General features: G+C 61.7%; 21 protein-coding genes and 2 pseudogenes. 12 read left to right on the forward strand and 11 right to left on the reverse strand.

Annotated elements, in window-relative coordinates:
• Positions 1 to 6: 6 nt before the first annotated feature.
• Genes QTA57_RS15315 through QTA57_RS15325 form a run of 3 tightly spaced genes read left to right on the forward strand, consistent with a single transcriptional unit; the run spans position 7 to position 3,720 of the window.
• Positions 7 to 945 (forward strand): 3-hydroxyacyl-CoA dehydrogenase NAD-binding domain-containing protein, encoded by a 939-nt coding sequence (locus tag QTA57_RS15315; RefSeq protein ID WP_290152275.1) that lies wholly within the window; start codon positions 7 to 9, stop codon positions 943 to 945.
• Positions 942 to 2,603, forward strand: coding sequence for an FAD-dependent oxidoreductase (locus QTA57_RS15320; RefSeq protein ID WP_290152276.1), 1,662 nt, complete (start codon positions 942 to 944; stop codon positions 2,601 to 2,603). The genes QTA57_RS15315 and QTA57_RS15320 overlap by 4 nt, the downstream gene beginning before the upstream one ends.
• Entirely contained in the window at positions 2,596 to 3,720 is a 1,125-nt protein-coding gene (locus tag QTA57_RS15325; RefSeq protein WP_290152277.1) for an NAD(P)/FAD-dependent oxidoreductase, read from the forward strand. The genes QTA57_RS15320 and QTA57_RS15325 overlap by 8 nt, the downstream gene beginning before the upstream one ends.
• Here QTA57_RS15325 and QTA57_RS15330 read toward each other — a convergent pair.
• On the reverse strand, positions 3,717 to 4,571 hold the full coding sequence (locus tag QTA57_RS15330; protein ID WP_171560499.1) for an IclR family transcriptional regulator domain-containing protein: 855 nt from the start codon (positions 4,569 to 4,571) through the stop codon (positions 3,717 to 3,719). The genes QTA57_RS15325 and QTA57_RS15330 overlap by 4 nt on opposite strands.
• 184 nt (positions 4,572 to 4,755) lie before the next feature.
• Between QTA57_RS15330 and QTA57_RS15335 the strand changes: the two genes are divergently transcribed.
• The 9 genes from QTA57_RS15335 (at position 4,756) to QTA57_RS15375 (ending at position 12,922) form a co-directional block, all read left to right on the forward strand.
• A complete protein-coding gene (locus QTA57_RS15335; RefSeq protein ID WP_171560496.1) occupies positions 4,756 to 6,093 on the forward strand; it encodes an ABC transporter substrate-binding protein in 1,338 nt (445 codons plus the stop codon).
• A 74-nt stretch (positions 6,094 to 6,167) separates the two neighbouring features.
• Positions 6,168 to 7,067, forward strand: coding sequence for a carbohydrate ABC transporter permease (locus QTA57_RS15340; protein WP_290152279.1), 900 nt, complete (start codon positions 6,168 to 6,170; stop codon positions 7,065 to 7,067).
• A gap of 3 nt (positions 7,068 to 7,070) precedes the next feature.
• The gene (locus QTA57_RS15345) at positions 7,071 to 7,898 is read left to right on the forward strand and encodes a carbohydrate ABC transporter permease (protein WP_145209615.1); all 828 of its coding nucleotides are present in this window, start codon (positions 7,071 to 7,073) and stop codon (positions 7,896 to 7,898) included.
• Positions 7,899 to 7,902: 4 nt separating this feature from the next.
• The gene (locus QTA57_RS15350) at positions 7,903 to 9,027 is read left to right on the forward strand and encodes an ABC transporter ATP-binding protein (RefSeq protein WP_290152280.1); all 1,125 of its coding nucleotides are present in this window, start codon (positions 7,903 to 7,905) and stop codon (positions 9,025 to 9,027) included.
• Positions 9,017 to 10,423, forward strand: coding sequence for an aminotransferase (locus QTA57_RS15355; protein WP_290152281.1), 1,407 nt, complete (start codon positions 9,017 to 9,019; stop codon positions 10,421 to 10,423). Before QTA57_RS15350 ends, QTA57_RS15355 begins: the two co-directional genes overlap by 11 nt.
• A gap of 18 nt (positions 10,424 to 10,441) precedes the next feature.
• A complete protein-coding gene (locus QTA57_RS15360) occupies positions 10,442 to 10,888 on the forward strand; it encodes a dihydrodipicolinate synthase family protein (RefSeq protein ID WP_290152282.1) in 447 nt (148 codons plus the stop codon).
• A complete protein-coding gene (locus QTA57_RS15365; protein ID WP_290152283.1) occupies positions 10,849 to 11,358 on the forward strand; it encodes a dihydrodipicolinate synthase family protein in 510 nt (169 codons plus the stop codon). Before QTA57_RS15360 ends, QTA57_RS15365 begins: the two co-directional genes overlap by 40 nt.
• Before the next feature lie 63 nt (positions 11,359 to 11,421).
• On the forward strand, positions 11,422 to 12,204 hold the full coding sequence (locus QTA57_RS15370; RefSeq protein ID WP_290152285.1) for an SDR family oxidoreductase: 783 nt from the start codon (positions 11,422 to 11,424) through the stop codon (positions 12,202 to 12,204).
• 1 nt (position 12,205) lies between these two features.
• Complete coding sequence (locus QTA57_RS15375; protein ID WP_290152286.1) at positions 12,206 to 12,922, forward strand: SDR family NAD(P)-dependent oxidoreductase; 717 nt, start codon at positions 12,206 to 12,208, stop codon at positions 12,920 to 12,922.
• Positions 12,923 to 12,990: 68 nt separating this feature from the next.
• Here QTA57_RS15375 and QTA57_RS15380 read toward each other — a convergent pair whose 3' ends face one another.
• From QTA57_RS15380 to QTA57_RS15430, 10 genes and pseudogenes are all read right to left on the reverse strand, one after another.
• Entirely contained in the window at positions 12,991 to 13,596 is a 606-nt protein-coding gene (locus tag QTA57_RS15380; RefSeq protein ID WP_290152288.1) for a PLP-dependent aminotransferase family protein, read from the reverse strand.
• Positions 13,593 to 14,543 (reverse strand): aminotransferase class V-fold PLP-dependent enzyme, encoded by a 951-nt coding sequence (locus QTA57_RS15385; RefSeq protein WP_290152289.1) that lies wholly within the window; start codon positions 14,541 to 14,543, stop codon positions 13,593 to 13,595. The genes QTA57_RS15380 and QTA57_RS15385 overlap by 4 nt, the downstream gene beginning before the upstream one ends.
• Before the next feature lies 1 nt (position 14,544).
• Positions 14,545 to 15,930 carry an aminomethyl-transferring glycine dehydrogenase subunit GcvPA gene (gene gcvPA / locus QTA57_RS15390; RefSeq protein WP_290152290.1) on the reverse strand — a complete coding sequence of 462 codons (1,386 nt, stop codon included), beginning with the start codon at positions 15,928 to 15,930 and terminating at the stop codon, positions 14,545 to 14,547.
• 33 nt (positions 15,931 to 15,963) lie between these two features.
• A complete protein-coding gene (locus tag QTA57_RS15395; protein WP_290152291.1) occupies positions 15,964 to 16,890 on the reverse strand; it encodes an ATP-NAD kinase family protein in 927 nt (308 codons plus the stop codon).
• A 318-nt stretch (positions 16,891 to 17,208) separates the two neighbouring features.
• On the reverse strand, positions 17,209 to 18,198 hold the full coding sequence (locus tag QTA57_RS15400; protein ID WP_290152292.1) for a TRAP transporter substrate-binding protein: 990 nt from the start codon (positions 18,196 to 18,198) through the stop codon (positions 17,209 to 17,211).
• 31 nt (positions 18,199 to 18,229) lie between these two features.
• Positions 18,230 to 19,471: a TRAP transporter large permease gene (locus QTA57_RS15405; RefSeq protein WP_290152293.1), complete on the reverse strand. Its 1,242-nt coding sequence runs from the start codon at positions 19,469 to 19,471 to the stop codon at positions 18,230 to 18,232.
• Between the two features lie 34 nt (positions 19,472 to 19,505).
• Positions 19,506 to 19,963: pseudogene (locus QTA57_RS18670) on the reverse strand (TRAP transporter small permease).
• 295 nt (positions 19,964 to 20,258) lie between these two features.
• Complete coding sequence (locus QTA57_RS15420; protein ID WP_290152297.1) at positions 20,259 to 21,068, reverse strand: endonuclease/exonuclease/phosphatase family protein; 810 nt, start codon at positions 21,066 to 21,068, stop codon at positions 20,259 to 20,261.
• Between the two features lie 230 nt (positions 21,069 to 21,298).
• Positions 21,299 to 22,616: pseudogene (locus QTA57_RS15425) on the reverse strand (sigma-54-dependent transcriptional regulator).
• A gap of 18 nt (positions 22,617 to 22,634) precedes the next feature.
• Positions 22,635 to 24,329 (reverse strand): sensor histidine kinase, encoded by a 1,695-nt coding sequence (locus QTA57_RS15430; protein ID WP_253261330.1) that lies wholly within the window; start codon positions 24,327 to 24,329, stop codon positions 22,635 to 22,637.
• Positions 24,330 to 24,417: the final 88 nt, after the last annotated feature.

The raw sequence follows: 24,417 nt of genomic DNA on the forward strand, positions 1-24,417 counted from the left end.
CAGCCGGTGCAAAACAGAGTATTGATCCTTGGGGCGGGCGCGATTGGCACCGCCATGGCCGCCGTCTTTCGGTCGGCTGGCCGCTCTGTCGAGATCGCCGACCCGGCTGAGGCGGCCCGCAAAGCCGCGCCAGAAGCGGTCATGCGCCATCTGGGCGCAATGGCACGCGCCGGATTTCGTCAGACCGGGGCTATGGGTCCGTTGCAACTGACCTCCGATCTCGCGGGCGCCTGCCCGGCGGGCCTGGTGATCGAAGCGGGGCCTGAGAATCGCGAAATCAAGGCAGCGCTCTTTCAACAACTGCTGTCCCAAATGCCGGATGAAACCGTGCTGACCACAACCTCCTCCGCCATCCCAATCTCCGAAATCCTACCAACCCCGGTCGACCAGGCGCGCTGCCTCGTCGCTCATCCCGGCAACCCGCCAAGCCTGATCCGAGTGCTGGAGCTTGTGCCCGGCCCTGGCACCACACAAGCGGCGACCGATGCAGCGGTGGCGCTGTTCTCTGGCGCCGGGTTCGACCCCGTTGTTCTCGGCCAAGAAATCCCTGGCTTCGTCTTCAACCGGCTGCAATCGGCGCTCCTGCGCGAAGCGTATCGGCTGGTGGATGAAGGTGTGATCGATGTCGATGGCGTCGACCGGTTGGTGCGGGACGGGTTGGGGCCGCGTTGGGCACTGTCGGGGCCGTTCGAGACCGCCGATCTGAACACGGCGGGCGGGATCAGCGGGCATGCCAAGCGGATGGGTCCGGCCTATGCCGCGATTGGGGCGGCCCGCGGCGAGACGCATCCTGATTGGTCCCCTGCCCTGGTGGAGAAAGTCACCGCCGAACGGCGCGCCCTGCTCTCCGAAGACGGGCTGCCCGACCGCCGCGCCTGGCGCGAAACCGCGCTGGCCGATCTCTTGGCGGCGCGCCGCCCCCTGATTGAGGCGGGCGAGACATGACCGGACCCCTCTCTTTCGAGTTTAACGGCACGCCACTGGATGCCCGCCCGGGCCAATCGCTTGCCGCCGCCTTGACCGAGGCCGGGGAGCGCCATTTTCGCGATACGGATGCGGGCGGGGCGCGGGGGATTTTTTGCGGCATGGGCGTGTGTCAAGATTGCCTGGTGACCATTGACGGAACGCCAAATCAACGGGCCTGCATGACGCCTGTGACTCCTGGCATGGTGGTGATGCGGCAGGCGGCGCGGCCACCGCTGACCGCGCCACCGGCTTCGCCGAAACAAGCCAGGAAATTGACGCCCGAAGTGTTGATCATCGGCGGCGGTGCCGCCGGATTAGAGGCCGGGATCGCTGCGCGGGCCGCGGGGGCCGAGGTTTTGTTGCTCGACGAACGCAAGGTCTCGGGCGGGCAGTATTTCAAACAATCCGCCCTGCCCGACGCGACTCCTTTGGACCCGCAGCAAGCCGATGGCGCGGCTCTTGTCGCCAAGGCCCGGCAGGCAGGCGTCGAGATGAAAAGCGGCGTTGAAGTTTGGGGCGCGTTCGACGGCCCGGTGATCATGGCCAGCAGCGCAACCGATGTCTTCGCGATCACGCCCGGCAAATTGATCGTGGCGACCGGCGCCTATGAGCGCCCGGCGATGATCCCGGGATGGACGTTGCCCGGCGTGATGACAGCGGGCGCGGCGCAAACCCTCTGGCGGAGCTACCGCGTGCCGCCTGGCAAACGGGTGGCGGTTTTCGGCAATGGGCCATTGAACGCGCAGGTTGCATTGGAACTTTGCCAAGGCGGCGCGGAGATCGCCCTTCTGGCTGAGGCCGCCCCGGCGGGGTGGCACCGCCCGGGCAGCGCGGCTCAGATGGCGTTACGTGACCCGGCGCTGGCGTGGAAAGGTGCCAAGATGCTCTCGGCCCTCAGCCGTCAGGGCGTGCCGGTCCGCTGGAACACCCTCCCCCTTGAAATTGCTGAGACATCTGAGGGGTTGCGCGTGCGATACGCGCAAAGGGGCAAAGTATCGGATGTTACAGTCGATGCGGTCTGCTTGAATTTCGGCTTTCAACCGCAAAACGAAATCCTCCGATTGCTGGGTGCTGAGATGAGTTACGACGCCCGCTTCGACCAGCTTCGCCCGACGCGCAGCCCCGAGATGGCGACCAGCGTTGCCGATGTCTATGCGATTGGCGATTGCTGCGGTCTGGGTGGAGCGCCCGCTGCCGCCGTTGAAGGCCGGATTGCGGGCCGCGCCGCAGCCGGCGGCGGCCCCGCCACCGCGGCAGACGAGGCCGAGTTGACGCGCCACCGGCGGTTTCAAGATGCCCTTTGGCAGGTCTACGCGGCCGAGGTTCCGAGGGTGGAGAATGCGCCACCCGAGACGCTGATCTGCCGCTGCGAAGAGGTCAGCTATGGCACGCTCTCGGCGGCACTTGCGACTGGCACCGAAGATATTGGCGCGGTGAAACGGGCGACCAGGATCGGCATGGGCCGATGCCAGGGCCGCTATTGCGCCCCGGCGCTGGCCGGGATTCTGGCGCATCGGCATGGGCGTGCCTTGGAGGATTTGTCGTATTTCGCGCCGCGTGTCCCGATCAAACCGGTCGATATCGGAACGCTTGTCGCCACCGAACCGCTTTTGGACGATAGCTCCGGAGATGGCTGACCATTTCGACCTTCTGATCATTGGTGGGGGCATCACCGGCCAATCGGCAGCACGCATCGCGGCGGAGGCCGGGGCGCGGGTCGCAATTGTCGACTTTGGGCGCAATGCCGGATCTCATGCCAATGCGGGGAGCCTGCATGTTCAGATGCAAAGCCGGTTCCTGCGCCTGAACCCGCATCTGGCGGAGAATCTCGAAAGCTCGCTGCCGCTCTATCTGGCCGCCGTCGCGGAATGGGAACGACTGGACCAGGTACTTGGCGGGGTGGAGCTGGGCCGAGATGGCGGGCTGATGCTGGCCGAGACCGCGGCGCAACTCGACTTCTTACATAAGAAAGCCGCGCGAGAGACCGCCAAGGGCCTGTCTGTGGCGATTTTGGATCAGACCGAACTCCATCGCATTGCTCCCTATCTTGGGCCTGGGATTATCGGCGCGGAACTCTGCCACGACGAGGGCAAGGTGAATCCGCTTGTCGTGAACCGCAAACTAGACGCCGCGCTGGAGAAAGCCGGGGTCATCCGGATCACCGACCGCATTCAGGCGCTTGAGATGGAGCCCAGGCCCGTCGCGATTGGCGAGACACGCTATCGCGCCGCGCATATCTTGATCGCCTCCGCTTGGGGCGCCGCGGCGCTCACCGCGCCGTTTGGTCTGCGGCTGACGACCCCGCCCGAACCGCTGCACATGAACATCACCGAGGCCGGCGAGTATGCGATCCGCCATCTGGTCCAACATGCGGAACGGTCGATCACCCTAAAGCAGTTCCGCTCTGGCCAGGTTGTGATCGGCGGGGGTTGGCCCGCGCAAGATCATGGGCCTGACCGGCAACCCGGCGTAATGCGGAACAGCCTGCTGCCCAATGTGGCGCTGGCGGCTCGCATTGCGCCCGGCATCACGGGCTTGCGTGTTTTGCGAAGCTGGGCGGGCATCAACACACCTGTGGATGGCAAAGCGACAATCGGGCCGATCCGGCAAGGTGCGCGCATCTCTGTCGCGCTGCCGGGCGACGCGGGCTATACACTTGGGCCGATTGTCGGGCGCTGCGCGGCCGAGCAGATCCTTGGGCAACCGCCGATTATCGACCCTGCCCCCTATACGCCAAGCCGTTGGCTCGACTAGCGGGCTAGTGATTTCTGAATTTGATCCGCGGTGTCCTGCAATTGCGGCAGGTAAATCTCCACCATGTCTTCCGGAGTCGCGCGCACCGAAGGAATGGCGATGTTGATCGAGCCGGCCAACACGCCGGAGCGATAATGAAGCGGGATCGCAATCGAGAGCAGGCCCAGTTCCAACTCCTGATCAACCAGGGACCAGCCCTTCTGCCGAACATCGGCCAGGATTTCCCGGAACTGCGCCTTCTTCGTGACGCTACGGGGCGTGCGCGGGATCAGCTGCGCGTTTTTAATGATCGCATCCCAATGCTCCTCGGGTTGCGCAGCCAAAAGCACCCGTCCGTTCGCCGTGTAGAAGGCCGAGATACGGCTGCCCACGGTGATCCCGACGCTGATGATATTGTGGGCCTGCACGCCGGCGACATAGACAACGTCCAATCCGTCCAAAATGGCGGCGGAGACGGATTCGCCTGTCTGATCTGAAAGACGCTCCATAAACGGCCGCGCACGATCCCAGACGCCAATTGTCGACAGCACCGAAAACCCGAGGTCGAGCACTTTCGGCGTCAGGTCAAACATCTTGCCATCGGTGACCACATAGCCTTCCTTGACGAGGGTCAGGAGAAAACGGCGTGCGGTGGCCCGGCTCATGCCCGTCTCGGCGGCGACCTGGCTGAGCGTCATTTTTCGGGAGGTCTGGGAAAAGCTATTCAAGATCGACAAGCCGCGCGACAGCGAGCTGACAAAATCGCGGCTGGAGAGCTTCTCTTCCCCCTCCAATCCGATTTCGGGGTCGACAGTGCCCAAGCGATTCTCACTGACCGCCGAAGGCGCGTTGCGCGAGGTCTGTTTGGCCATGAGTGTCATCTCCTGTTTCGGGTTCGGTTGCCTACCATAATGGCCCCTATGTTGAGAAGACGTAGACCTGTTTTTAGCGGTGCGGTTACGGGATAAAAAACTGCTTGCGTCATCCAGGGGCGTTCATGCATGATACGAACATAAGTTCGTTATGCGAACACAAATGACAACGGGGAATACAAAGATGAGTCTCAAGAATGTTCTGTCTGCCGGTGTTGACCGCCGGTCCGTCCTGGCCGGGATGGCCGCATCCGGGGCCGCAGCCGCGATTCCCCGTCGGCTTCGAGCGCAAGAGCAAATCACACTGCGCTGGTGGTCGCCGCAAAGCTCGCCCGAGCAGTTGGCCGCCTATGAAACCCAGATCCGGAACTTCGAAGCGCAGCATGAAAATGTCCGCGTCGTCTTCGAACGCACCTCCGATGAAGGCTATGCCCCGCAGCTGGCCGCGGCCTTTGCCAGCGGCGAGGTGCCGAATGTCGTCACCCACCTGCCCTCTTTTGCGGTCTCGAATTACTGGCGCAACGGGCTCTTGGAGCCCTTCAATGACGTGATCGAGATGATCGGGCCTGAGAAGTTCTATGATGGCGCCAATCAGATTTATGAAGTCGATCCAGGCCAATATGCAGGCACGGGCATTGGCAACTCGGCCGCCAATATGATGTGGCTCCGCACCGACCTGATGGAACAGGCCGGTATCGAGGCCGCCCCGCGCACCTGGGACGAGATGCTGGCGGCGGTCGCTGCGATGCAAGGCGGCGGCATCTTTGGCGCGCCCCTGCCCTATGGCCGGAATTCGATGACCTCGCTGATCTTCATCGGCGTCATCCATCAGGCCGGCGGCCAAGTCTTCAGCCCCGATCTGCAAGTGGCCATCGACAGTGACGAGACTCGCGACGCGCTGGAATTCTATCGCGCGATGCGTGAATTCTGCCCCCCGGGTGCCACCAACTATAGCTGGGGCGACAGCCTCACGGCCTTTGTCTCTGGAGCCTGTGCCACCGGTATCTATACCGGCCGCGTGCTGATCAATGTGGCGACGCAGAACCCCGGGATCGCCGATCATGTGACCTGCGAGCTCTATCCGACCAAATCGGCGGATATCGCACCCTGGACGTTTAACGACTTCCCGTCGGTCTTCATCCCGCGCGCTGCCGACAACATGGAAGCGACGAAACAGTTCGCAGCCTTCCTGTTCGACCCCGAAGGCTACATTCAGCAGCTTCACGCCGCACCGGGCCACGTTCTGCCGGTGCTCAGCACGATCGCGGATGACCCGGCCTATCAAGCCAACCCGATCATCGAGCGCTACTCCGACGAGGTTAATAAAATGGCCAGCGCAGCGGCCGGCGGGTTCAATCTCGGCTGGGAAAGCACGGCACATCAACCCAATGCGAAGGCCGGTGAGATCATCAATTCCAACGTGATCTCGGAAATGGTTCAGCGCATCGTGTTGAATGACGAGAATGCAGATCAGGTTTTGGGCGAGACAACCGCCCGGATCGAAGAGATCATGACAACCTGAATCTGCACCCTCGGGCGGCGCGCCCACTCCCGTCCTCTCCCTGTCGCGCCGCCCGACATTAACTGAAAGTGCCCATGTCCAGCACCGTCCTTGCCGCCCCTTTGCTCGAGCGCCGTTATGCCCGGCTTGGGGCTCTCCTTATCGCGCCGACCATCGTCGTGTTCAGCTTGGTGATCGTCTATCCGCTTCTGGCGGCGATCTATCTCAGCGTCTTTTCGATCTACACGCCGACCTTGGAAGGCGAGTTCGTCGGGGTCGACAATTACATTCAGCTGTTTACCGAACCTGCTTTCTGGCAATCGCTCTGGACAACCCTGATCTGGACGGTTGGCACACTGAGCCTGCAAATCGTTTTCGGCGTCGGGCTGGCGCTGCTTCTGCATCAAAACCTGTGGTTCCGGTCGCTGGCCCGCAGCTTGGTTTTGTTTCCCTATTTCGTCTCCACCGTCGTCGCGGTTCTGGTGTGGCGCTGGCTGTTCAATGACCTCTATGGCGCGGTCAATCACGGGCTGATGCAGCTTGGGATAACGGATATGCCCGTCGATTGGTTGGGGTCGATGCCCAACGCGATGATCGGTGTGATCCTGGTCGGTGCGTGGAAGTATTTCCCCTTTGTGGTGATTGCCGTCCTAGCTCGGCTGCAAACCATCCCCGATCACCTCTATGAGGCCGCGAAGATTGACGGCGCGGGTCCAATCTCGCGCTTCTGGGATGTGACCTTGCCGCAGCTTCGTTCGGTTCTCGTCGTCATCATCCTTTTGCGCGCGATCTGGGACTTCAAAGAGTTCGACCTGATCTTCCTGCTCACAGGCGGCGGGCCTGTTACCTCGACCCAAACCTTGCCGCTTCTGGTCTATCAAGAGGCTTTCGCGCTCAACAATATGGGTCAGGCGGCCGCCTATTCGGTGGGGATGATGTTGGTCATGCTGGTCTTCATGTTGATCTATATCCGCCGCACCGGACGGGAGAGCTAGGCCATGCCATTCCTACGCAAACTCGCCTTTAACCTGTTCACCTGGTCGCTCGTCCTCCTGATCGCTTTCCCGCTGTTCTGGATGATCGTGACCTCGCTGAAACCACAGACCGAGCTGTTTCGTATCCCGCCAACCTGGCTGCCCGAGACGGTCACGTTCGAGCATTACGCGCGCCTGCTTTTCGACACGCCCTTCCTGCTCTATTTCCGCAACTCGGTCGTCTTGGCGACGACCACGACGATCTTTGTCGTGCTTCTCGGCACCGTGGGTGCCTATAGCCTGGTGCGGTTCAAGTATCGGGGGCGGGATACGCTGGCGATGTTGGTGCTGTTCACCTATCTCTTGCCGTCGGTCGTGCTGATCATTCCACTCTATCTGATGATGGTGGAGCTTGGGCTGTCGAACACGCTGACCAGCCTTGTGTTGGCCCATACCACCTTCGCCCTGCCCTATGCGCTGTGGCTGCTCCGATCCTTCATGGAAGGGGTCCCGGAAGATTTGGAGTCGGCGGCCCTGGTCGATGGCGCAACCCGGCTTGGCGCGTTCAAGGATGTGATCCTGCCGCAATTGCTGCCCGGGATCATCTCAACCGCGCTCTTCACCTTCATTCTGTCTTGGAACGAATATCTTTACGCGCTGGTCCTGGTGAACTCCGACTCCGCGCGCCCGCTGACAACCGGCGTAATGACGATGCTGATCTCGGCCTTCAATATCGAATGGTCGCTCCTGATGGCCGCCTCGGTCATGATGAGCCTGCCTTTGATCATCGTCTTCGCCTTCTTGCAAAGCTACCTGACTCGCGGCTTCGGCGCGGGCGGGGTAAAAGGATAAACACGTGGCTGAGGTAGAGTTAAAAGACGTCCGCAAGGAATTTGGCGCGTTTGTCGCGCTGGAACGGCTGAATATTTCAATCAATGCTGGCGAATTCGTCGCGCTTCTTGGCCCCTCGGGCTGCGGCAAATCCACAACCCTGCGGATGCTGGCCGGTCTGGAGTTTCCGACCTCGGGCGAGATTTCGATTGGCGGGCGGGTGGTCAACGATGTGGCCCCAGGCAAGCGCGACATCGCGATGGTGTTCCAATCCTACGCGCTTTATCCGCATATGACGGTGGGTGAGAATATCGCCTATCCGTTGAAGAAACGCGGCGTGCCCAAGGCGGATCGTGCCGCGGCCGTGGCCAAAGCCGCCGCCCTGTTGCAGCTTGACCCGCTGCTCGACCGCAAACCCAAGCAACTGTCTGGCGGGCAACAACAGCGCGTCGCTTTGGGGCGGGCCCTGGTCCGTGAACCCAAAGTCTTCCTACTGGATGAACCGCTTTCCAATCTCGACGCGAAACTCCGCAGTTACATGCGCGCGGAGTTGATCGAGCTGCACCGCCGGATCGGCAAAACCATGGTCTATGTGACCCATGATCAGCTTGAAGCAATGACCATGGCGGACCGGATCGCGGTGATGCATGACGGCCTTTTGCAGCAATTCGATACACCGGATGCGGTCTATAACCGCCCGGCCAACCGCTTTGTGGCCGGGTTCATCGGCACCCCGTCGATGAACCAATTGGAGGGCGAGATCGCCGGCGATCGGTTTATGATCGCGGGGCAATCCGTGCCAATCAACCGCCGCCTGTTCAAAGCGGATATGGGCGATGGTCCTGTCGCGCTTGGCATCCGCCCGGAGAATATCACGCTTTCTGGCTGTAACGTCGACGCCTCGATCCGGCTGATCGAAAACACAGGCCATGAGCAGATCGTGACCCTCGAAATCCCAGGCGGCCATCGCCTCTTGGCGCGTGCGCCCGCTGGTCAACCGCACTCTATTGGCGAAGCGCTGAAGATCGGCTTCGCACCGGAGGCCATCCATCTGTTTGAAATCGATGGGCGCGGCACACGGCTTAATCTCGACGACCCGACCACTGTAGTTCCCCTCACTCCATCAAAGGTTGCTGGCGATGACCGCTGACACTCTCGACACCCGCGAGCTTGACCGCCGCTATATGTTTCATCCGTTCAGCGCGCTGAACGCCCATTCTCAATCTGGCGCGGCGATGATGGCACGTTCCGCCGAAGGTGTGTGGATCACCGATGATCAGGGCAAACGCTATCTGGATGCGATGGCCGGGCTTTGGTGTGTGAATGTCGGCTATGGCCGGGACGAGATTGCCGATGCGCTGGCAGATCAGACGCGCAAACTCTCCTATTTCCATGGGTTTTCTTCCATGGCCACGGAGCCCGCCGCTATTTTGGCGGAACAGGTCATCGCAAAAGCCCCCGAAGGCATGTCGAAGGTCTTCTTCGGCGCCTCAGGCTCGGATGCGAATGACACGCAGGTCAAACTGGTTTGGTATTACAACAATGCGCTTGGGCGCCCCGAGAAGAAGAAAATCATCTCTCGCGATCGGGGATATCACGGGGTGACGGTTATGTCGGCGGGCCTGACCGGCCTGCCGGGGCTGCATGCCGGGTTCGATCTGCCCTTGCCGATGATCCGCCATGTCAGCGCACCGCATAACCTGTGGGTACGGCAGCCAGGAGAAAGCGACGACGCGTTCGGCGACCGTCTCGCGCAAGAGTTGGAAGATATGATCTTGGGCGAGGGTCCCGAAACCGTCGCGGCCTTTATCGCAGAACCCGTGATGGGCGCGGGCGGTGTGATCGTTCCGCCGGAGGGGTACTTCCCCAAAATCCAAGCCGTGCTCGACCGCTACGACGTCTTGATGATCGCCGATGAGGTGATCTGTGGCTTTGGCCGTTTGGGCACCTGGTTTGGCTCCGATAAGCTTGGCATTCGCCCCGATCTGATGACCGTCGCCAAGGGCATCACCTCGGGCTATGCGCCACTCTCAGCCTGTATCGTCAGCGAGAAGGTCTGGCAGGTGATCGCCAATGAAGGCGCCGCGAAATTCGGCCCCTTCGGCCATGGCTACACCTATACCGCGCATCCGGTGATGGCCGCTGCGGGGCTGGCCAATCTGGCACTCATGGAGCGTGAAGACCTCGTGGCCCGCGCCGATGCCATGGGCACCGTCTTGCAACGCGCGCTTGCCGACACTTTCGGGGATATGCCAATCGCGGCCGAGATCCGGGGCCTCGGCTTGGTTGGTGCGGTCGAGTTCGCCAACCCAACTCAAGATGGCTGGACCCGGTTCGATCCGTCCCAAACCGTCGCCCCCCGGATTGCAAGAGCCGCGTTGGAGGCGGGTTTGATCGTCCGCGCGCTGCCCAATAGCGACGCGATCTCCTTCTCGCCGCCCTTCATTATTGACGAGGAACAGATCGGGTTTGCCGTCACGACGCTCCGTCAGGCGGCCGATCAGGTCTTGGAGGCGCTGCGAAGCGACAAAGCTGTAAGTGTTTGATAAAGTGAGGATAAGAAGTTGGATAGAACCAGCGTAAACTGGACCGGCGCGATGCCGGCCATCACAACGCCATTTGCTAGAGACGGCAGCATTGATCATGCCGACCTGGCGGCCAATATCAGCCGGATGATGGCCGCTGGCTCGACCGGCGTCATCGCGGCGGGTTGCACCGGCGAGTTTTGGAGTCTGACAGACCGTGAACGCAGCGCCGTCTACCGCACCGCGAAACAGGCGGTTGGCGATGCTGGGACGACCATTGTCGGGGCCGCCGCGATCACACCTCAGGCGGTGATCGAAGCGCTGCACGATGCCAAAGAGGCCGGTTGCGATGGGGCGCTGGTTCTGCCGCCCTACTTCGCCCACCTGACTGAGGCCGAGATCATCGATCATTATGAAACCGTCGCGGCGGCGGCCCGTTGCCGATCATGCTCTACAATATTCCGGGCAATGCCGGGAACGCGCTGACGCCTGATATCGTCGACCGGCTGGCCGATCTGGACCCAGTTGTGGCTGTCAAGGAAAGCTCCGGCGACTGGCTGAATTTCCACCAGACCTTGGCCTTGGCCCGGGATCGGATTCTGGTCTTCTGCGGCCCCTCCTCCACGATTGGCGTGCCGTCAATCTTGGCGGGCTGCGATGGGTTGATCGATTGTTTTCCAAATGTTTGGGAACGTTGCCTTGATCTGTGGTCCTTGACCAAAGCCGGTCGTCTGGATGAGGCCTGGGAGATACAGTATCTCGCGCGCGAAATCACCGACCTCTTCGTGAGCAATGGCCGGACACTTTACCCCTCAACAAAAGCCGCGATGGACCATTTGGGCTTTCCCGGCGGTGGCGCGCCCCGTGCGCCCCTCGCCCCGTTGACCGGGGCCCCGCTGAAAGAGTTACTGACCGGGTTGGACCAAATTCTCGATATTCAAGACACCGCCGCCTGAGTCAAACCGGGCCCCGCCCGGCATTTTGGACCTGCAAGGCCGCACCACAGAAAGGACACACCCATGGATTTGGGACTAACCGGACGCACCGCCATTGTCAGCGCCGCGAGCAAAGGCCTCGGCAAAGCCTGCGCCTTCTCTCTCGCGCGGGAGGGGGTGAATTTGGTTCTCAACGCGCGCTCCGCCGAGGCGCTTGAGGCCACCGCCGAAGAAATCCGCGCCGAGACCGGCGTCTCGGTGACCGCCGTCGCCGCCGACTATAACACCGACGAGGGCCGCGCCGCCGTTCTGGAGGCCGCGCCGGTCGCCGATATTCTGGTCTCGAACCCCGGCGTTCGGCAAATCCCCGGCGATTTCAATGAATGGGACAAGGCCGAGTGGCTGCATTGGCTGGACGTGCATTTCCTGTCCTCCATTCAGATGATCCAGAGTGTGCTTCCGGGCATGCGCGCCCGGAAATTCGGTCGGATCGTCAATATCTCGGTCAGCTTCATCAAATTCCCGCAGCAGAACTTCGCGCATTCCCATGCAGCGCGTCTGGCGCTTTCGGGCGCGATCGCTTCCATCGTGCGGGATTGCGCCCCGGATAACGTGACGATCAACACGGTCTGCCCCGGTTTTTTTGACACCGATGCGCTGCACACCAACCTGCACAATCATGCGCGTCGTGGGAACACCACCTATGAGGCGATTGTGGAAAACCGGCTGCAAAGCGTGCCTGCCGGACGGTTCGCCGATCCCAAGGAATGCGGCGATCTGGTAACCTTCCTCTGCTCCGATCAGGCCGGGTTTATCCTGGGTCAGAACATCATCAATGATGGCGGCGTCTATCAGGGGCTGTTCTAAGATGGCCGACCCACGCATCGTCATGGTCTCCGGCGGCACCCGAGGTCTGGGGGCCGCCATTGTCACCCGATGTTTGGAGGCCGGCCACCGAGTGTCCGTGGGCGCCAGACGGCCCGAAACCCTGGCCGAGGCGTTTCCAGATGCGCCGTCAGACCGGTTGCAAGCCTTCTCCTACGACGCCGAGGCACCAGAGACGGCCCCCGCATGGGTCGCCGCGACCGAAGCGGCCTTTGGTGCGCCGGACGCCTTGGTGAACAACGCGGGCATTCTGAAGATGGTGGACTTCACCCGCGGCGGGGAAGACGATCTGGATCAGCTCTGGCAGGTGAATGTCAAAGGCCCGTTTCATCTGATCCGGGCCGCGCTGCCACATCTGAAAGCCTCCGGGCGTGGGCGTGTGGTCAACATCGCCTCGACAGACGCCAAACGCTATCGCGATGCCACAACGTCACTTGGCTATGTGATGACAAAACAGGCGTTGCTCGCGATGACCCATGCCGTGCGCTTTGCCGGGTGGGACGAGGGCCTGCGCGGCACCGCGATCTGCCCCGGCGCGATCGATACCGAGATGATTTCGGGCATTCCCGGCGTGACGCCCAAACCGGAACGCCTGCAGCCCGAAACGGTGGCGGAGATTGTGGCGATGGTCCTGGCCCTGCCCAACCAAGCCAGTATCCCAGAGATCGTCGCCAACACGCGGTTGGAAAGCACGATCTAGCCAACCCGTTATCTGAATGACAAAGGCGCCCGGTTTGGGGCGCCCTTTTTTGTTCCGGAATGGGAGGATTACTCCGCCGCAACAGGCCGATGTTTCCGCAGATAGGCGCGCCAGGTCGTCGCCCATTTCTCCGGGTCCTCCATCCCCTCACCTTTCAGCTGATGGATCGCGCCTTTATGTGGCGCGGTTTTCACCATCTCGGGGTCTTCATAGGCCTCCTTGATCACCTGGCCCATGACGTCGATCCAATAATCGATATCCTCTTTCGACCAAAGCTCCCCGGCCTCGGGTGTGAAGGGTTCGGCCACCAGCCAGGGTTCGTGACTGAGCCACAGCGCATCAATCCCGTAATCCGTCATCCGGTTCGAGATATCGACCACGGTGCAGCCGGTGTCTTTCGTCATCTGTTCAAGCGAGTGGCGCGTCATCTCCATGCGCCAGACATCGATATGCGGGTTGGAGCGGCTGACACCCGGCAACTCGCCCAAGCGCTTATCCATGTAGTTATTCGCCAGAACCGAGATATCCGCCGCCTCGCGCAAGCCTTCGGCCCCCATGGCGCGCGCCCAGGCATAGGCTTTGACCACTTGCGGCGCATTGCCCCAAAACTCGCGGATCTTGCCAATCGAGTCCGGGCGATCCTCGTCCAGCGCGAACCCTTCCCCGGATTTCACCACCAGCGGTGATGGCAGGAACGGCACCAGATGCGCGGCGCAGCCATAGGCCCCAACGGCTGGCCCGCCGCCCCCTTCGGCGCGCCGAAGGTCTTATGAAGCATGTACATGCATGCATCGAAACCCAATTCGCGGGCGCGGAGCCGGGTCATCACGCCATTGAAATTGGCATGATCATAGAAACAGAGGCCACCCGCCTCATGCACCAGGCGCACCCATTCCTTAATGTCTGGGTTGTAGATGCCCATATCGTCGGGGTTGTTGACCATCAGCGCCGCCGTGCGCGGGCCGATCACCGATTTCAACTGCTCCACCGAGGGGTAGCCGTTTTCCTCAAGCGTCAGCGTGATCACCTCGAACCCGGCGGTGTTGGCCGTCGCGGGGGAACAAGGATGGGTCTGGATCGTGGTGATGATCTGGTCCCGCTGCTCCAACTCACCCCGGCTGGCATGATAGGCGCGGGTAACGCAGGCATGGGTATAGGCCGCATCGGCCCCGCCACCCGCCTGGAACACGAACTGATCCATGCCGGAAAGCTCGCAGAGGATCTCGTTGAAATTGCTGTAGATCTCCAAGACCCCTTGCAGAGTGTCGGGATGCTGCAACGGATGCACTTTGGCCAAATGATCCGCGGCCACAGCCTGTTCGCCAATCCGCGGGTTGTATTTCATCGTGCAGGTGCCGAAGAGCGAGACGCCCATCATGCCAAGCGTCATTTGGCTCAGATGCAGGTAATGGCGCAACACATCATGCTCTGTCATCTCCGGCAGAACAGGTGGAGCGGCGCGCAGCGCGCCCTCGGGCAGGTCCGGCACCGGCCCGGCCTTGGGGAAGACGGCGCCACGGCGGCCCGGATGGCCAAGTTCCATCACCACCGGTTCGGCCCAACGGGCGGCATGATAACCTTTGAACCGGGCGTCGGAGCGGTTTGAGATTGGGGCAGTCATATCAGATACACTCCTTCAGCGCGGCGACGAGCCGGTCGATATCATCCTCGGTATGCACTTCGGTCACGCAGTAGAGCGCGGCCGGGCCGTCGATGCCCGGCTCTCCGGTGATGTCCTTGCCGCCGAAGATGCCACGCTCCCGCAGCTTGGCGTTCACACTGTCCACATCGGCGCTGTCGAACTGAACCACAAACTCCTTGAAAAACGGCTGGCTCAGGTCGACTGAACAGCCCGGGATCGCATCGATCTTCTCCGCCGCAGCCCGCGCGCGCGACAGGATTAAGCGGCCAATCTCGGCAAAGCCCGCGGGGCCCATCGCGGCCATATAGGCGGCATTGGCCAGCGCCCAGAGATAGACCGAATTGCCCGTCCAATCCTTGCCCTCATCCCGCATCCCGTAGGAAGACTGATGGAAAAGCGTCAGGCCAAAGCCCAACTCGCCCTCGGCAATGGTCTCGGCAATCGTGATGTTCAGCGTCGGATATTCGCGGGCGTAACGCTCCTCATCCGGGCTGGCGATAAATCCACCCACCCCGCCACCGGCATTCATATGCACGCCCAAGGGCTGCGTCGGGCCGAGTGCGATGGTCGCGCCGTAAGCCCCAGGGGCTTCCAGCACGCCAAGCGACAACGGATCCACACCGACAATCGCCTCCGCCCCCACCGCGCGCGCCGCCGCGCAGAGCCCGGCGGGATCGGCCTCGATCACCCCGTGATAGGACGGCGTTTCGACATAGAGCGCCGCGACACTGTCATCCAGTTTCGCCGCCAGATCCGCGCGGTCCAGGCACCCATCCGCGCCAACCGCGACCGCGACAATCTCGATATGGCGCGCCATCTCCGGAGGTTCGCAATAATTCCGCATAACTGAGAGCCGTTCGGGATCCATCACCGCCGGGATCAGCACTTTGCGCCGCCCGGTGATCCGCGCCGCCATCCGCACCGCATGGCCGATGGCGCAGCCCCAGGAATAGACCGGCAGCCCGACGAAATCCATTTCGACCAAGGCCCCGATTTGCGAGCAGAACTCAAACCAGGCTTGGTTCCGGCCATGGTCCGATGTGGGCGAACCGAAAACCGAGGTTTGCCATTCATAGCGGCCCGCCACCTCATCGCAAATCGCCGGTACGTGATGCGGCCAAGCCCCCGCGCCGAGGAAACACAAATTGTCGGCAGTGGTCCCATTCTTCGACAAAACATCGGTCAAATGCCGCGACAGTGCGACCTCGGAGTCCAATTGCGGCGGCAGGTCAAAGGGCTTGCCATAGAGATGATCCTCTGGGATCTGCTGGAACAGCGTGTCGATCTCATTGACGCCAAGCGCGGCCATCATCTCTTGCTTCACATCGTCGACGGAGTTCGCCATCCATGGATGGGCTTTGGTCATATCCTCATCTCCATTCTATCCTGTTGGTGTCTGTCATGCGGCCACCCGGACGACCTGTCGCCGCCCTGGCCCTGTGATGATTTGGCGAAATCCGCTGAGCGCTTGGTCCAGATCGGCGTCGCCAGTGTCGACGGCCAACTCCTGGGGGTTGAGCGCCGCGAGTTTCGAGGCGGGGCAAAGAATATCGAGCTCGTCTTGCCCAACCGCTGCGATCACGCGCGGCGAGATCTGCTGATTGCCCCGACCCAGCAAGAACCCCTGCCCGCCGATCACAGTCAACACGATCCGGGCCGCCGCGACGGTCTTCAGAAGCGCCAGGATCGCGGCCTCGCTCAAGTCGCGTGCGATGATCTCGCCATCCAACGCGGCATCCACCCCAAGCAATGTGCCGCCGCCCAAACGATCCTTCAGCGCCGCCATCGTCATGCCTGGCCCGATCAGGTAAAGCGTGCCCGCTGTCATATGTGCGGCATAGCGCGCCAAGGCTGCGTCAATCTCGGCCAGCCCCTCGCTGCCGCTTCCGGCCTTCGCGCCTTGATGGGCTCTGGGCCCAACAGGCGTGTCCGCAACCCCATAGAGCCGCGCCACAAGGCGGCCGTCGCGGCGGGCGGCCTCGTCGATATCCAGAATATCGGCGGGCTCGACGGCCCTCTGCGGGTCTCGCAAAAATGTCGCGGCCACTTGCCCGGCGCGTTCCGGCGTCCGGGCGAAGACACTGGATTGCATCTTGACCCCGGCAGGCAGCCCCAAGATGGGGACTCCTGTGATATTGGCGGCGGCCACATCTCGCGCGGTGCCATCGCCACCGGCAAATAAGATCAACCCCACGCGATCTTGCATCGCTGTAACAAGGGCGATCGTATCTTCGGCGGTTCCTGTCGGGTGGATGGGAACGCATTCGGCATCCCCCGCGATGGCGGCGCCAAGAGCCCCCGGCCCGGTCACAACGGCACCCCCCATCCCGCCGAAATGCCTGTAGCGCGCGGGCGGCGCGGGCCTCGGCTTTGGGCTCGGCACCTGCGGCCAAAGCCTCGGCCACAATCTCGGCGCCATCGGTGCCTTTCAAAGCCACGGCGCCACCAAGCCCGGCAAATGGGTTCACGATCAGCCCAAGCACAGCGGGGCGATCGGAGGGCTGAGACCGCTCATTCATTTTCGGACTTTTGTTCGCATATTGGAACAATGCCAGCCTTCCCCTGCCCCGGCAACAGAAAATGCCAGTGATCGGATGAAGAACGGGCGCCAGAGATCTGACGCCCGTCCGGGTCGCTTAATAGGTCAGTTGCCGGTCGCGGCCTGGATCTGCTCCAGATAGCCTTGCGCCTCGGGGTAATCGGCCAGGATCACATCCCAAGAGGTGCGCGCGGCCTCCATGAATGGGGCGAGATCGGGCTCGATCACGGCCACGCCGCTTTCACGGACCGTTTCCAGCCCGGCATCCGCCAGTTCGCGGTGAGCGGCGATACCCACGGCGATCGCATCATCGGCAGCGGTCTGCACCATCTCTTGCAGATCGGCGGGCAGCCCTTCCCAGAAGGCGTTCGACAAGACAAAAATCGTCGTCGATTGATGCGCACGGGTCATCGTGTAGCTGTTGACGACTTCATAGAACCGGTCCGCCACAATCGCATCTGGCGAGATTTCCAATGCGTCCACGACGCTGTTCTGGATCGCCATAAACAGCTCGCCATAAGACATCGGCGTCGGCTGCGTGCCCATTGCGTTATAGGCCTCGACAAAGCCCGGCGTCGGCAGAACGCGGATTTTCAGGCCCTGCATATCCTCGATGGTTTCGACCCGGTGCGGATCGCGCGAGGCGACGCTGCGCTCGTAGATCGAGCCGAAGCCAAGCCCATACATGCCGTAATCGCCAAGCAGGTCGAGCATCTCGCGCCCGATCTCGCTTTGCAGCACTTCATAGGCCTGGTCCTGGCCCTCAAACACATAGGGCAGCGACAAGACGCGATAGGCGGATACCACGGTTTCGAGCGACGAGCCGCCGACAAAGCCGCCGGTCAGAATGCCGGTGCGCATCGACTGGATGGCGCGGGTCTCATTGCCCGCCTGGCCGCAACACTGCACCTCAACCGCGATACGACCCTCGCTGCGCTCTTCGATCAGGCGTTCGAACTCGTTCAGCGTCACCTGATACGGGCTCGCATCGCTCAGCACATGAGCCAGCACCATCTCATAGTCTTGCGCCTGTACGGCGCCAGCGCTCAGCACACCAGCGGCGAGCGCGGCGGCAAATGTCGATCTTAGGGTCATGTTTGACCTCCTCCAAACTGTTGGTTTTGATTTATCGGAGCAGCGCGAGCGAGATGCCCGGGATGTAGGTGATGACCATCAGGTTCGCGATCAGAACCATCAGGAAGATCGCCAGCGGCCGCATCAGCTGCTCCATAGTGACGCGCGCAATGCCGCAAGCGATAAAGAGATTGACCCCAACCGGCGGTGTCACCATGCCAACCGCCAGATTGACGATCATGATCAGCCCGAAATGGGTTGGGTCGATGCCATAGCTCATGGCGATTGGGGACAAGATCGGCGCCAAGATAATGATCGCCGCGAAGGTCTCCATGAACATGCCGACGATCAGCAGGAACAGGTTGACCAGAAGCAGGAAGATCAGGGGGTTTTCGGTAACCGTCGTGAGAAGCTGACCCAGTTCTTGCGGCACCCGCAACAGATGCAGGGCAAAGGCGAACATCGCGGCGAATGCCACAATGATCATGACAACCGACGAGGTGACCGCGGCCCCGGCAAACAGACGCGGCAGATCGCGGATCGGGATTTGCCGATAGACAAAGACACCTAGGATCAAGGCATAGACGACGGCCACCACGGCGGCCTCGGTCGCGGTAAAGATGCCGCCGAAAATCCCGCCCAGAATGATGATCGGCAGAAACAGCGACAAGGACGCACGTCTGAGCGCACGGCCCACATCCGCGGCCCAGGGACCAAGGTGAAACGGCTGCCGCTCGCCATATCCCCGGATCCACGAGATCATAATCACGGTCAGCATCAACGACCCGGCAATCATCAAGCCAGGGAGGAAGCCCGCGATGAACATATCGGTGATCGACACGCCAGTGATCACGCCATAGATCACCATTGCAACCGATGGCGGGATGATCACCCCAAGCTCGCCAGAGGCCGCGGTGGTCGCCGCGCTGAACGGGCGCGGGTAGCGTTGTTTTTCCATTTCCGGGATCAGCATCGAGCCGATTGCAGCAGCGGTCGCGGCGGAAGATCCGGAGATCGTGGCGAACATCATTGAGGTCAAAACGACCGCTGCGGCCAAGCCACCTCTGATCCAGCTCACGATCGCTTTGGCAAAATCCACAAGGCGCTCCGCGATCCCACCGAACTGCATCAGCCGCCCCGCCAGCACATAAAGCGGCAGCGCCATCAACGCGAAACTGTCCAGCGATTCAAAGACGACTTGCGGCACCGCGATCAACGGAATGCTGCGGTCCAAAAGCGTGGGCACCGACGCCATGCCGAGGGCCAAGGCGACCGGCACGCTGGCGGCGAACAAGAGAAGCAGAATTATGAATATAGCGAACATTGGTTCACATTTCCGGCGCGTGATCGGCGGCGTAACGGATGTCGCGCCCCTCGCGAACCGTTTCGATGACCAAGGCTATCGAGTTCAAAATCATCAACCCCATCCCGATCGGCATCGCCCAATAGACAAGGTCTTTTCGGATCCCCATCACCGGGCTCGTTTCGGTCTGCCCAAGCATGACAAACTGATGCCCGACCCAGATCAGCATGGCGAAAAACACCACGCTCAGCGCCATGACCCCATAGCGCAGCGTCACGCCCAACCGGTCCGGCACCGCGCGGACGACGAACTCAAGGAAATCATGCGCGCATGGCGCGCACCAACGGCTGCACCCAGAAAAACCATCCAAATCAACGCATAACGGGCGAGTTCTTCGGTCCAGGGCGCGCTGATATTGATGCCCAGCGCCGTCAGAACAAAGCGCACCAGCACTTGGAAGAACACAGCGACAGCCACCATCATCAGCAAGCCGCCAACGACCAGGGTCACGGCCTTATTGACCCCATCAATCCCACGCAAAAAACTTTGCAAGACGCCTCCCCCGCGAACTCGTTTTCATGATCCGCCATCGCCGCCCGCCGGGCGGGACACCGCATCACGCAGGGCTACCGCCCGTTCTACACCGGACGATGCCGCCGGTTTCTTGCAGTTTGGCGGGAATCAAATTTGTTCGCAATACAAATTTTTGTTCGCATAACGAACAAATCGCTTTTGTTCGGTGTCCCTATTGCCCAAGTGCGAGGGCGGGCGCGATGGATCAGAGGGAAAAATCGAGAAGGAGCGGCCGGTGATCCGACACTTCCGGTCGATCCGGCACGCAAAACCTGTCGACCTTGATGGCGGGGCTGGCGAGAAGATAATCGGCGAACCGCCCGGGTTTGGAATAGAGGCTGGTGCGGGTATCTGTGACGCCGTGGTCAATAATGAGGTTCCTGAGCCCAAGCGGCGCCCATATCTCAAAGGTCTGGCTATCCGGTTGCAGGTTGAAGTCGCCCGCCAGGATTAGCGGCTCTTCTGGCTGACGAAACGCGAGAACGGCATCCAATGCGGCTCGGGCCTGCGCCGCACGGGCCGGGATATCCCCCTTGCCCGAGGGGTCGCGGAGCCCATGAAAATGCGCAAACACCACTTGCCCGCCGCTTGCCGGGTTACAGACGCGCATGATCTGCATCGTGCGCGACACCGGCTCAGGGCCCCACCCATCAGGGCGGAATTGGCCATGAACGAAACCTTGCCACTGCTCGGTCACCGCCAGATGGCGCGCGACCCAAACCGCCTGCCCATGTTCCGAAGCGAAGGCTGGGCCTGCGTCGTCATGGAGCGTACCCCGGGTTGCCGGCGCAAAATACGCTTGGTGGTCGGGCAAAAGCGCGGAGATATCGCCAAAAAGATCAGCGCGCTGATCCAAATCGCGGTTCGGGTCGACATAGCGCAACCAATCTGGCGACGGGACCGGCGCACGTGTCACCTCTTGCAGACAGAGGATATCCGGCGCCACCTCCGGCACCCAATCTTGCAGCGCCGACCAAACCTGGCCGCCCCAAGCATTCAAACTGACAAAGCGCATTGATCCCTCGGGAAAAAGCCAGACGATCGGACCCGGATGGTGCGCTCGGCAAATCCGGACGACGAGATGCTTATATCGGCCACTCTTGGCGGCGCATAGGGCTACGGGGGTCAACATTTCGCCCAACCGCAACGGCCAAATACTGGCAACAAAGCACACAGAGGCCGAGCGATCCAAATACGTCGCTCGGCCCCTTAATCCGTGTCGCTTACAGGGCTACAAGGCGTCGATCAAAGATAGTCCGACCGGCTCAACCCGTATTTGGCCATCTTCTCATTGAGCGTCCGGCGCGGCAGGCAGAGCTCTTCCATCACGCTCGCGATTGAGCCGCGATGACGGCGCATCGTGTTATCGATCAACATCCGCTCAAAGGCTTCGACATATTCCTTTAGCGGCTTACCCTCGCCCACGGCTTGCGGACTGATCTCCGCATTATCGCTCATCAGAAGCGACGCGATGGTGCCTGACCCGCGGCGCTGCTGCAGGATTGCGCGTTCGGCGATGTTGATCAGTTGCCGCACATTGCCGGGCCAAGGCGCTTGCAGAAGCTGGGCCGCCTCTTGCGCCGTCACCTCTGGCGCATCCGTGCCATATTCCTCGGCGAACTGCTCCCCAAACCGGTTGAACAGCGTCAGGATATCTTCGCCCCGCTGCCGAAGCGGTGGCAAGTCGATCCGCATCGCAGCCAACCGATAGAAGAGATCGGGGCGCAGAGCCGCCTCGCACCCCTCGGGCTCTGCGGCATTGCAAATCGCCACAATCCGCGTCTCGGCGGGCGTGCCTTGGTCATTGATCGACGTCAGAAGCCGGGCCTGGAAGCGCTTGCGGCAGTGACTCGATATCCTCCAAGACCAGCGACCCACCCCGTGCCTGTTCGATCAACGGCAGGTCTTGCCCGTCGCCAACCGGGCCGAAGAGCATCGTCGTCAGGGTCTCTTCGTCATGGGCCGCACAGCTTACCGGCACGAAGCTTTTGCCGGCCCGTGGCCCGACCGCATGCAAAGCATGGGCAACCAGCGTCTTGCCGGTCCCGGTCTCGCCGGTGATCAGCACATGGCCGTCCGCCTGGCCGAGGTCGAGAATATCCTCTCGAAGCCGCTCCATCACCGGCGAGGAGCCGATAAGCTTGCGCATCAAGACCGTGCCGTCGGACAGTTCGCGGCGAAGCGCTCGGTTGTCGAGCGTCAACCGGCGCGTCTGGCTGGCGCGCTTGGCAAGCTCCGTCATCCGGTCCGGGTTGAACGGTTTTTCCAGGAAGTCATAGGCGCCAATTCGCATCGCCTCGACCGCCATGGGCACATCACCATGGCCGGTGATCATGATGACCGGCAGGCCGCTATCCATGCCCATCAGGCGCTTCAAAAACGCCATCCCATCCATGCCGGGCATTTTGATGTCGCTCACCACCACACCCGGAAAATCCGGCCCAATCCCTTTAAGCGCATCCTCGGCGCTGGCAAAGGTCTCGGTGTCAAATCCGCTCAGCGCCAACCACTGGCTGATCGACTGGCGCATATCCTGTTCGTCATCGACAATCGCAATCTTCATGGCGTCGTCCTTTATTGCTCACTCGGCGGCGGCGGTGGCGGACCGATGCAAGATCGGTAGGCGCATCTCGAACACGGCGCCTCCCTTGGCACCGTTGCGTGCGGTCAGTCGTCCGCCCAGGTCATTTATGATCCCCGAAGAGATCGCCAGCCCCAGGCCCACCCCGTCGCCGGGTTTCTTGGTTGTGTAGAATGGCTCGAACAAAGCATCGAGATCGTCAATCCCCCTGCCGCTGTCGCGGACGGTCAAAACCGCCTCTTCTCCGCCGGCGACAATCAGGTCCAACTCGCGGTTCTCCTCGGCCTTCATCGCATCAAGAGCGTTGCGCAAGAGATTGATAATGACCTGTTCCAAACGCAGCCGGTCGGCCAGCACCATGACCGGCTTGCGCGGCAGGTTCTGGGTGATCTCCACCGTCATCTGCCGAAGTTGCGGCTCCATCATCGTCAAGCCGCCGGTCAGCGCCTCGCGCAGATCGACCGGCTCGAAGGCCTCGCCGCCCTTCCTGGCATAGCTTTTCAGCTGCCGGGTGATCGCGCCCATCCGCTCAATCAGATCATCGATCCGCTGGAAGGAACTGAGCGCCTCTTCCGGCCTCCGGCGCTGGAGCAAAAGCTTGGCGCCCGCCAGATAGGTTTTCATCGCCGCAAGCGGTTGGTTCAACTCGTGACTGACAGCGGCCGACATCTCCCCCAGGGCGGCCAATTTCTGGCTCTGCGCCAAGCTCTGTTCCGCCTCTTCAAGCGTCCGTTCAACCTTCTGACGCTCGGCGATTTCCCGCCCGAGCCTATCGTTCAACCGGCGAAGCTCTGCCGATTCCCGTTGAAAAATTGCACTTTGCAAACGGGCTCGACGGCTCAGCACATAGAACGCCCCCGCCAGGAGCAGCGCGAATCCCATGATCTGGAGCGCCAGAACGCCATTCACCCGCTCACGAACCGAGGCATAGGCGGTGAAGGATGTGAGCTGCCATCCGCGAAATGGAATCCGGGTTTCCAGGCGGATCGTGGCATCCCCGAAGAAATAGGGCGTCGGGTCGCCAAAGGCCCAATCGCCGGTGGCCTCGATCGCACGTTGGATGGCCGAAGGCGGCGAGCGAAGCGCGATCGCCTCGGCCTCCGTCCGGCCACGCCAGCGCGGCTCGGTCGACAGCATGATCCGGCCTTCTGAGTTGGCGACGAACACCGCCTCTGTCGTGCCGCGCCAGCGGTCTTCCAGCCGGGCCAGATTGACCTGCACCACGACGACGCCAAGCAACCGATTGTCATCGGTCACGCGCCGCGAGAAGGTGAAATCAAACGCGCCGGTTTCGCGCTCTCTGGTGGTAAAAACAGTATCTGGCGAGCGCTGCGCCTGCACAAAAAAGGCTTCGTTGTTCAGAAGCTCACCCAACCGGTTCCGGTCCGTCGCCGCCACAATCCGCCCATCCCGGTTGAGCAGGAACATCGATGCGGCGGCAATCTCTTCCCCATACGAGATCAGACGCTGAGATGTCGTGGTGAAATCACCCTGGTTCAAAGCACGGATCAGAAGCGGATCGCGGCTGAGCAGGAGGGGCACGACCGAATTGCTCTGCAACTCCGAGACGATAGAGCCAGAGTAAAGCGCAAGCCGCAACTCGGCTCGGTTTCGCGTGGTCTCCGTAAACCGTTCGGTCAGCCAGATATTCGAAATCCAGATCACGGCCACAGCCACGGCCATGAACACAATCATCAGGCCGCGCAGAATCCAGGTGCGTTTCCGATCTGCCGCGCGCACGCTTGGCCGGTTCGTGGTGGTCAGGCTCATCCAGAGGAGAGTA

The organism is Fontisubflavum oceani (assembly GCF_030407165.1).
Lineage (GTDB): Bacteria > Pseudomonadota > Alphaproteobacteria > Rhodobacterales > Rhodobacteraceae > Rhodophyticola > Rhodophyticola oceani.

Excerpts from the sequence above, each read along its gene's own strand:
- QTA57_RS15320 (WP_290152276.1), top strand. The coding sequence starts at position 942 with ATGACCGGACCCCTCTCTTTCGAGTTTAACGGCACGCCACTGGATGCC.
- QTA57_RS15325 (WP_290152277.1), top strand. The coding sequence starts at position 2,596 with ATGGCTGACCATTTCGACCTTCTGATCATTGGTGGGGGCATCACCGGC.
- QTA57_RS15330 (WP_171560499.1), bottom strand. The coding sequence starts at position 4,571 with ATGGCCAAACAGACCTCGCGCAACGCGCCTTCGGCGGTCAGTGAGAAT.
- QTA57_RS15335 (WP_171560496.1), top strand. The coding sequence starts at position 4,756 with ATGAGTCTCAAGAATGTTCTGTCTGCCGGTGTTGACCGCCGGTCCGTC.
- QTA57_RS15340 (WP_290152279.1), top strand. The coding sequence starts at position 6,168 with ATGTCCAGCACCGTCCTTGCCGCCCCTTTGCTCGAGCGCCGTTATGCC.
- QTA57_RS15345 (WP_145209615.1), top strand. The coding sequence starts at position 7,071 with ATGCCATTCCTACGCAAACTCGCCTTTAACCTGTTCACCTGGTCGCTC.
- QTA57_RS15355 (WP_290152281.1), top strand. The coding sequence starts at position 9,017 with ATGACCGCTGACACTCTCGACACCCGCGAGCTTGACCGCCGCTATATG.
- QTA57_RS15365 (WP_290152283.1), top strand. The coding sequence starts at position 10,849 with ATGCTCTACAATATTCCGGGCAATGCCGGGAACGCGCTGACGCCTGAT.
- QTA57_RS15370 (WP_290152285.1), top strand. The coding sequence starts at position 11,422 with ATGGATTTGGGACTAACCGGACGCACCGCCATTGTCAGCGCCGCGAGC.
- QTA57_RS15375 (WP_290152286.1), top strand. The coding sequence starts at position 12,206 with ATGGCCGACCCACGCATCGTCATGGTCTCCGGCGGCACCCGAGGTCTG.
- QTA57_RS15385 (WP_290152289.1), bottom strand. The coding sequence starts at position 14,543 with ATGACTGCCCCAATCTCAAACCGCTCCGACGCCCGGTTCAAAGGTTAT.
- gcvPA (WP_290152290.1), bottom strand. The coding sequence starts at position 15,930 with ATGACCAAAGCCCATCCATGGATGGCGAACTCCGTCGACGATGTGAAG.
- QTA57_RS15395 (WP_290152291.1), bottom strand. The coding sequence starts at position 16,890 with ATGGGGGGTGCCGTTGTGACCGGGCCGGGGGCTCTTGGCGCCGCCATC.
- QTA57_RS15400 (WP_290152292.1), bottom strand. The coding sequence starts at position 18,198 with ATGACCCTAAGATCGACATTTGCCGCCGCGCTCGCCGCTGGTGTGCTG.
- QTA57_RS15420 (WP_290152297.1), bottom strand. The coding sequence starts at position 21,068 with ATGCGCTTTGTCAGTTTGAATGCTTGGGGCGGCCAGGTTTGGTCGGCG.
- QTA57_RS15430 (WP_253261330.1), bottom strand. The coding sequence starts at position 24,329 with ATGATTGTGTTCATGGCCGTGGCTGTGGCCGTGATCTGGATTTCGAAT.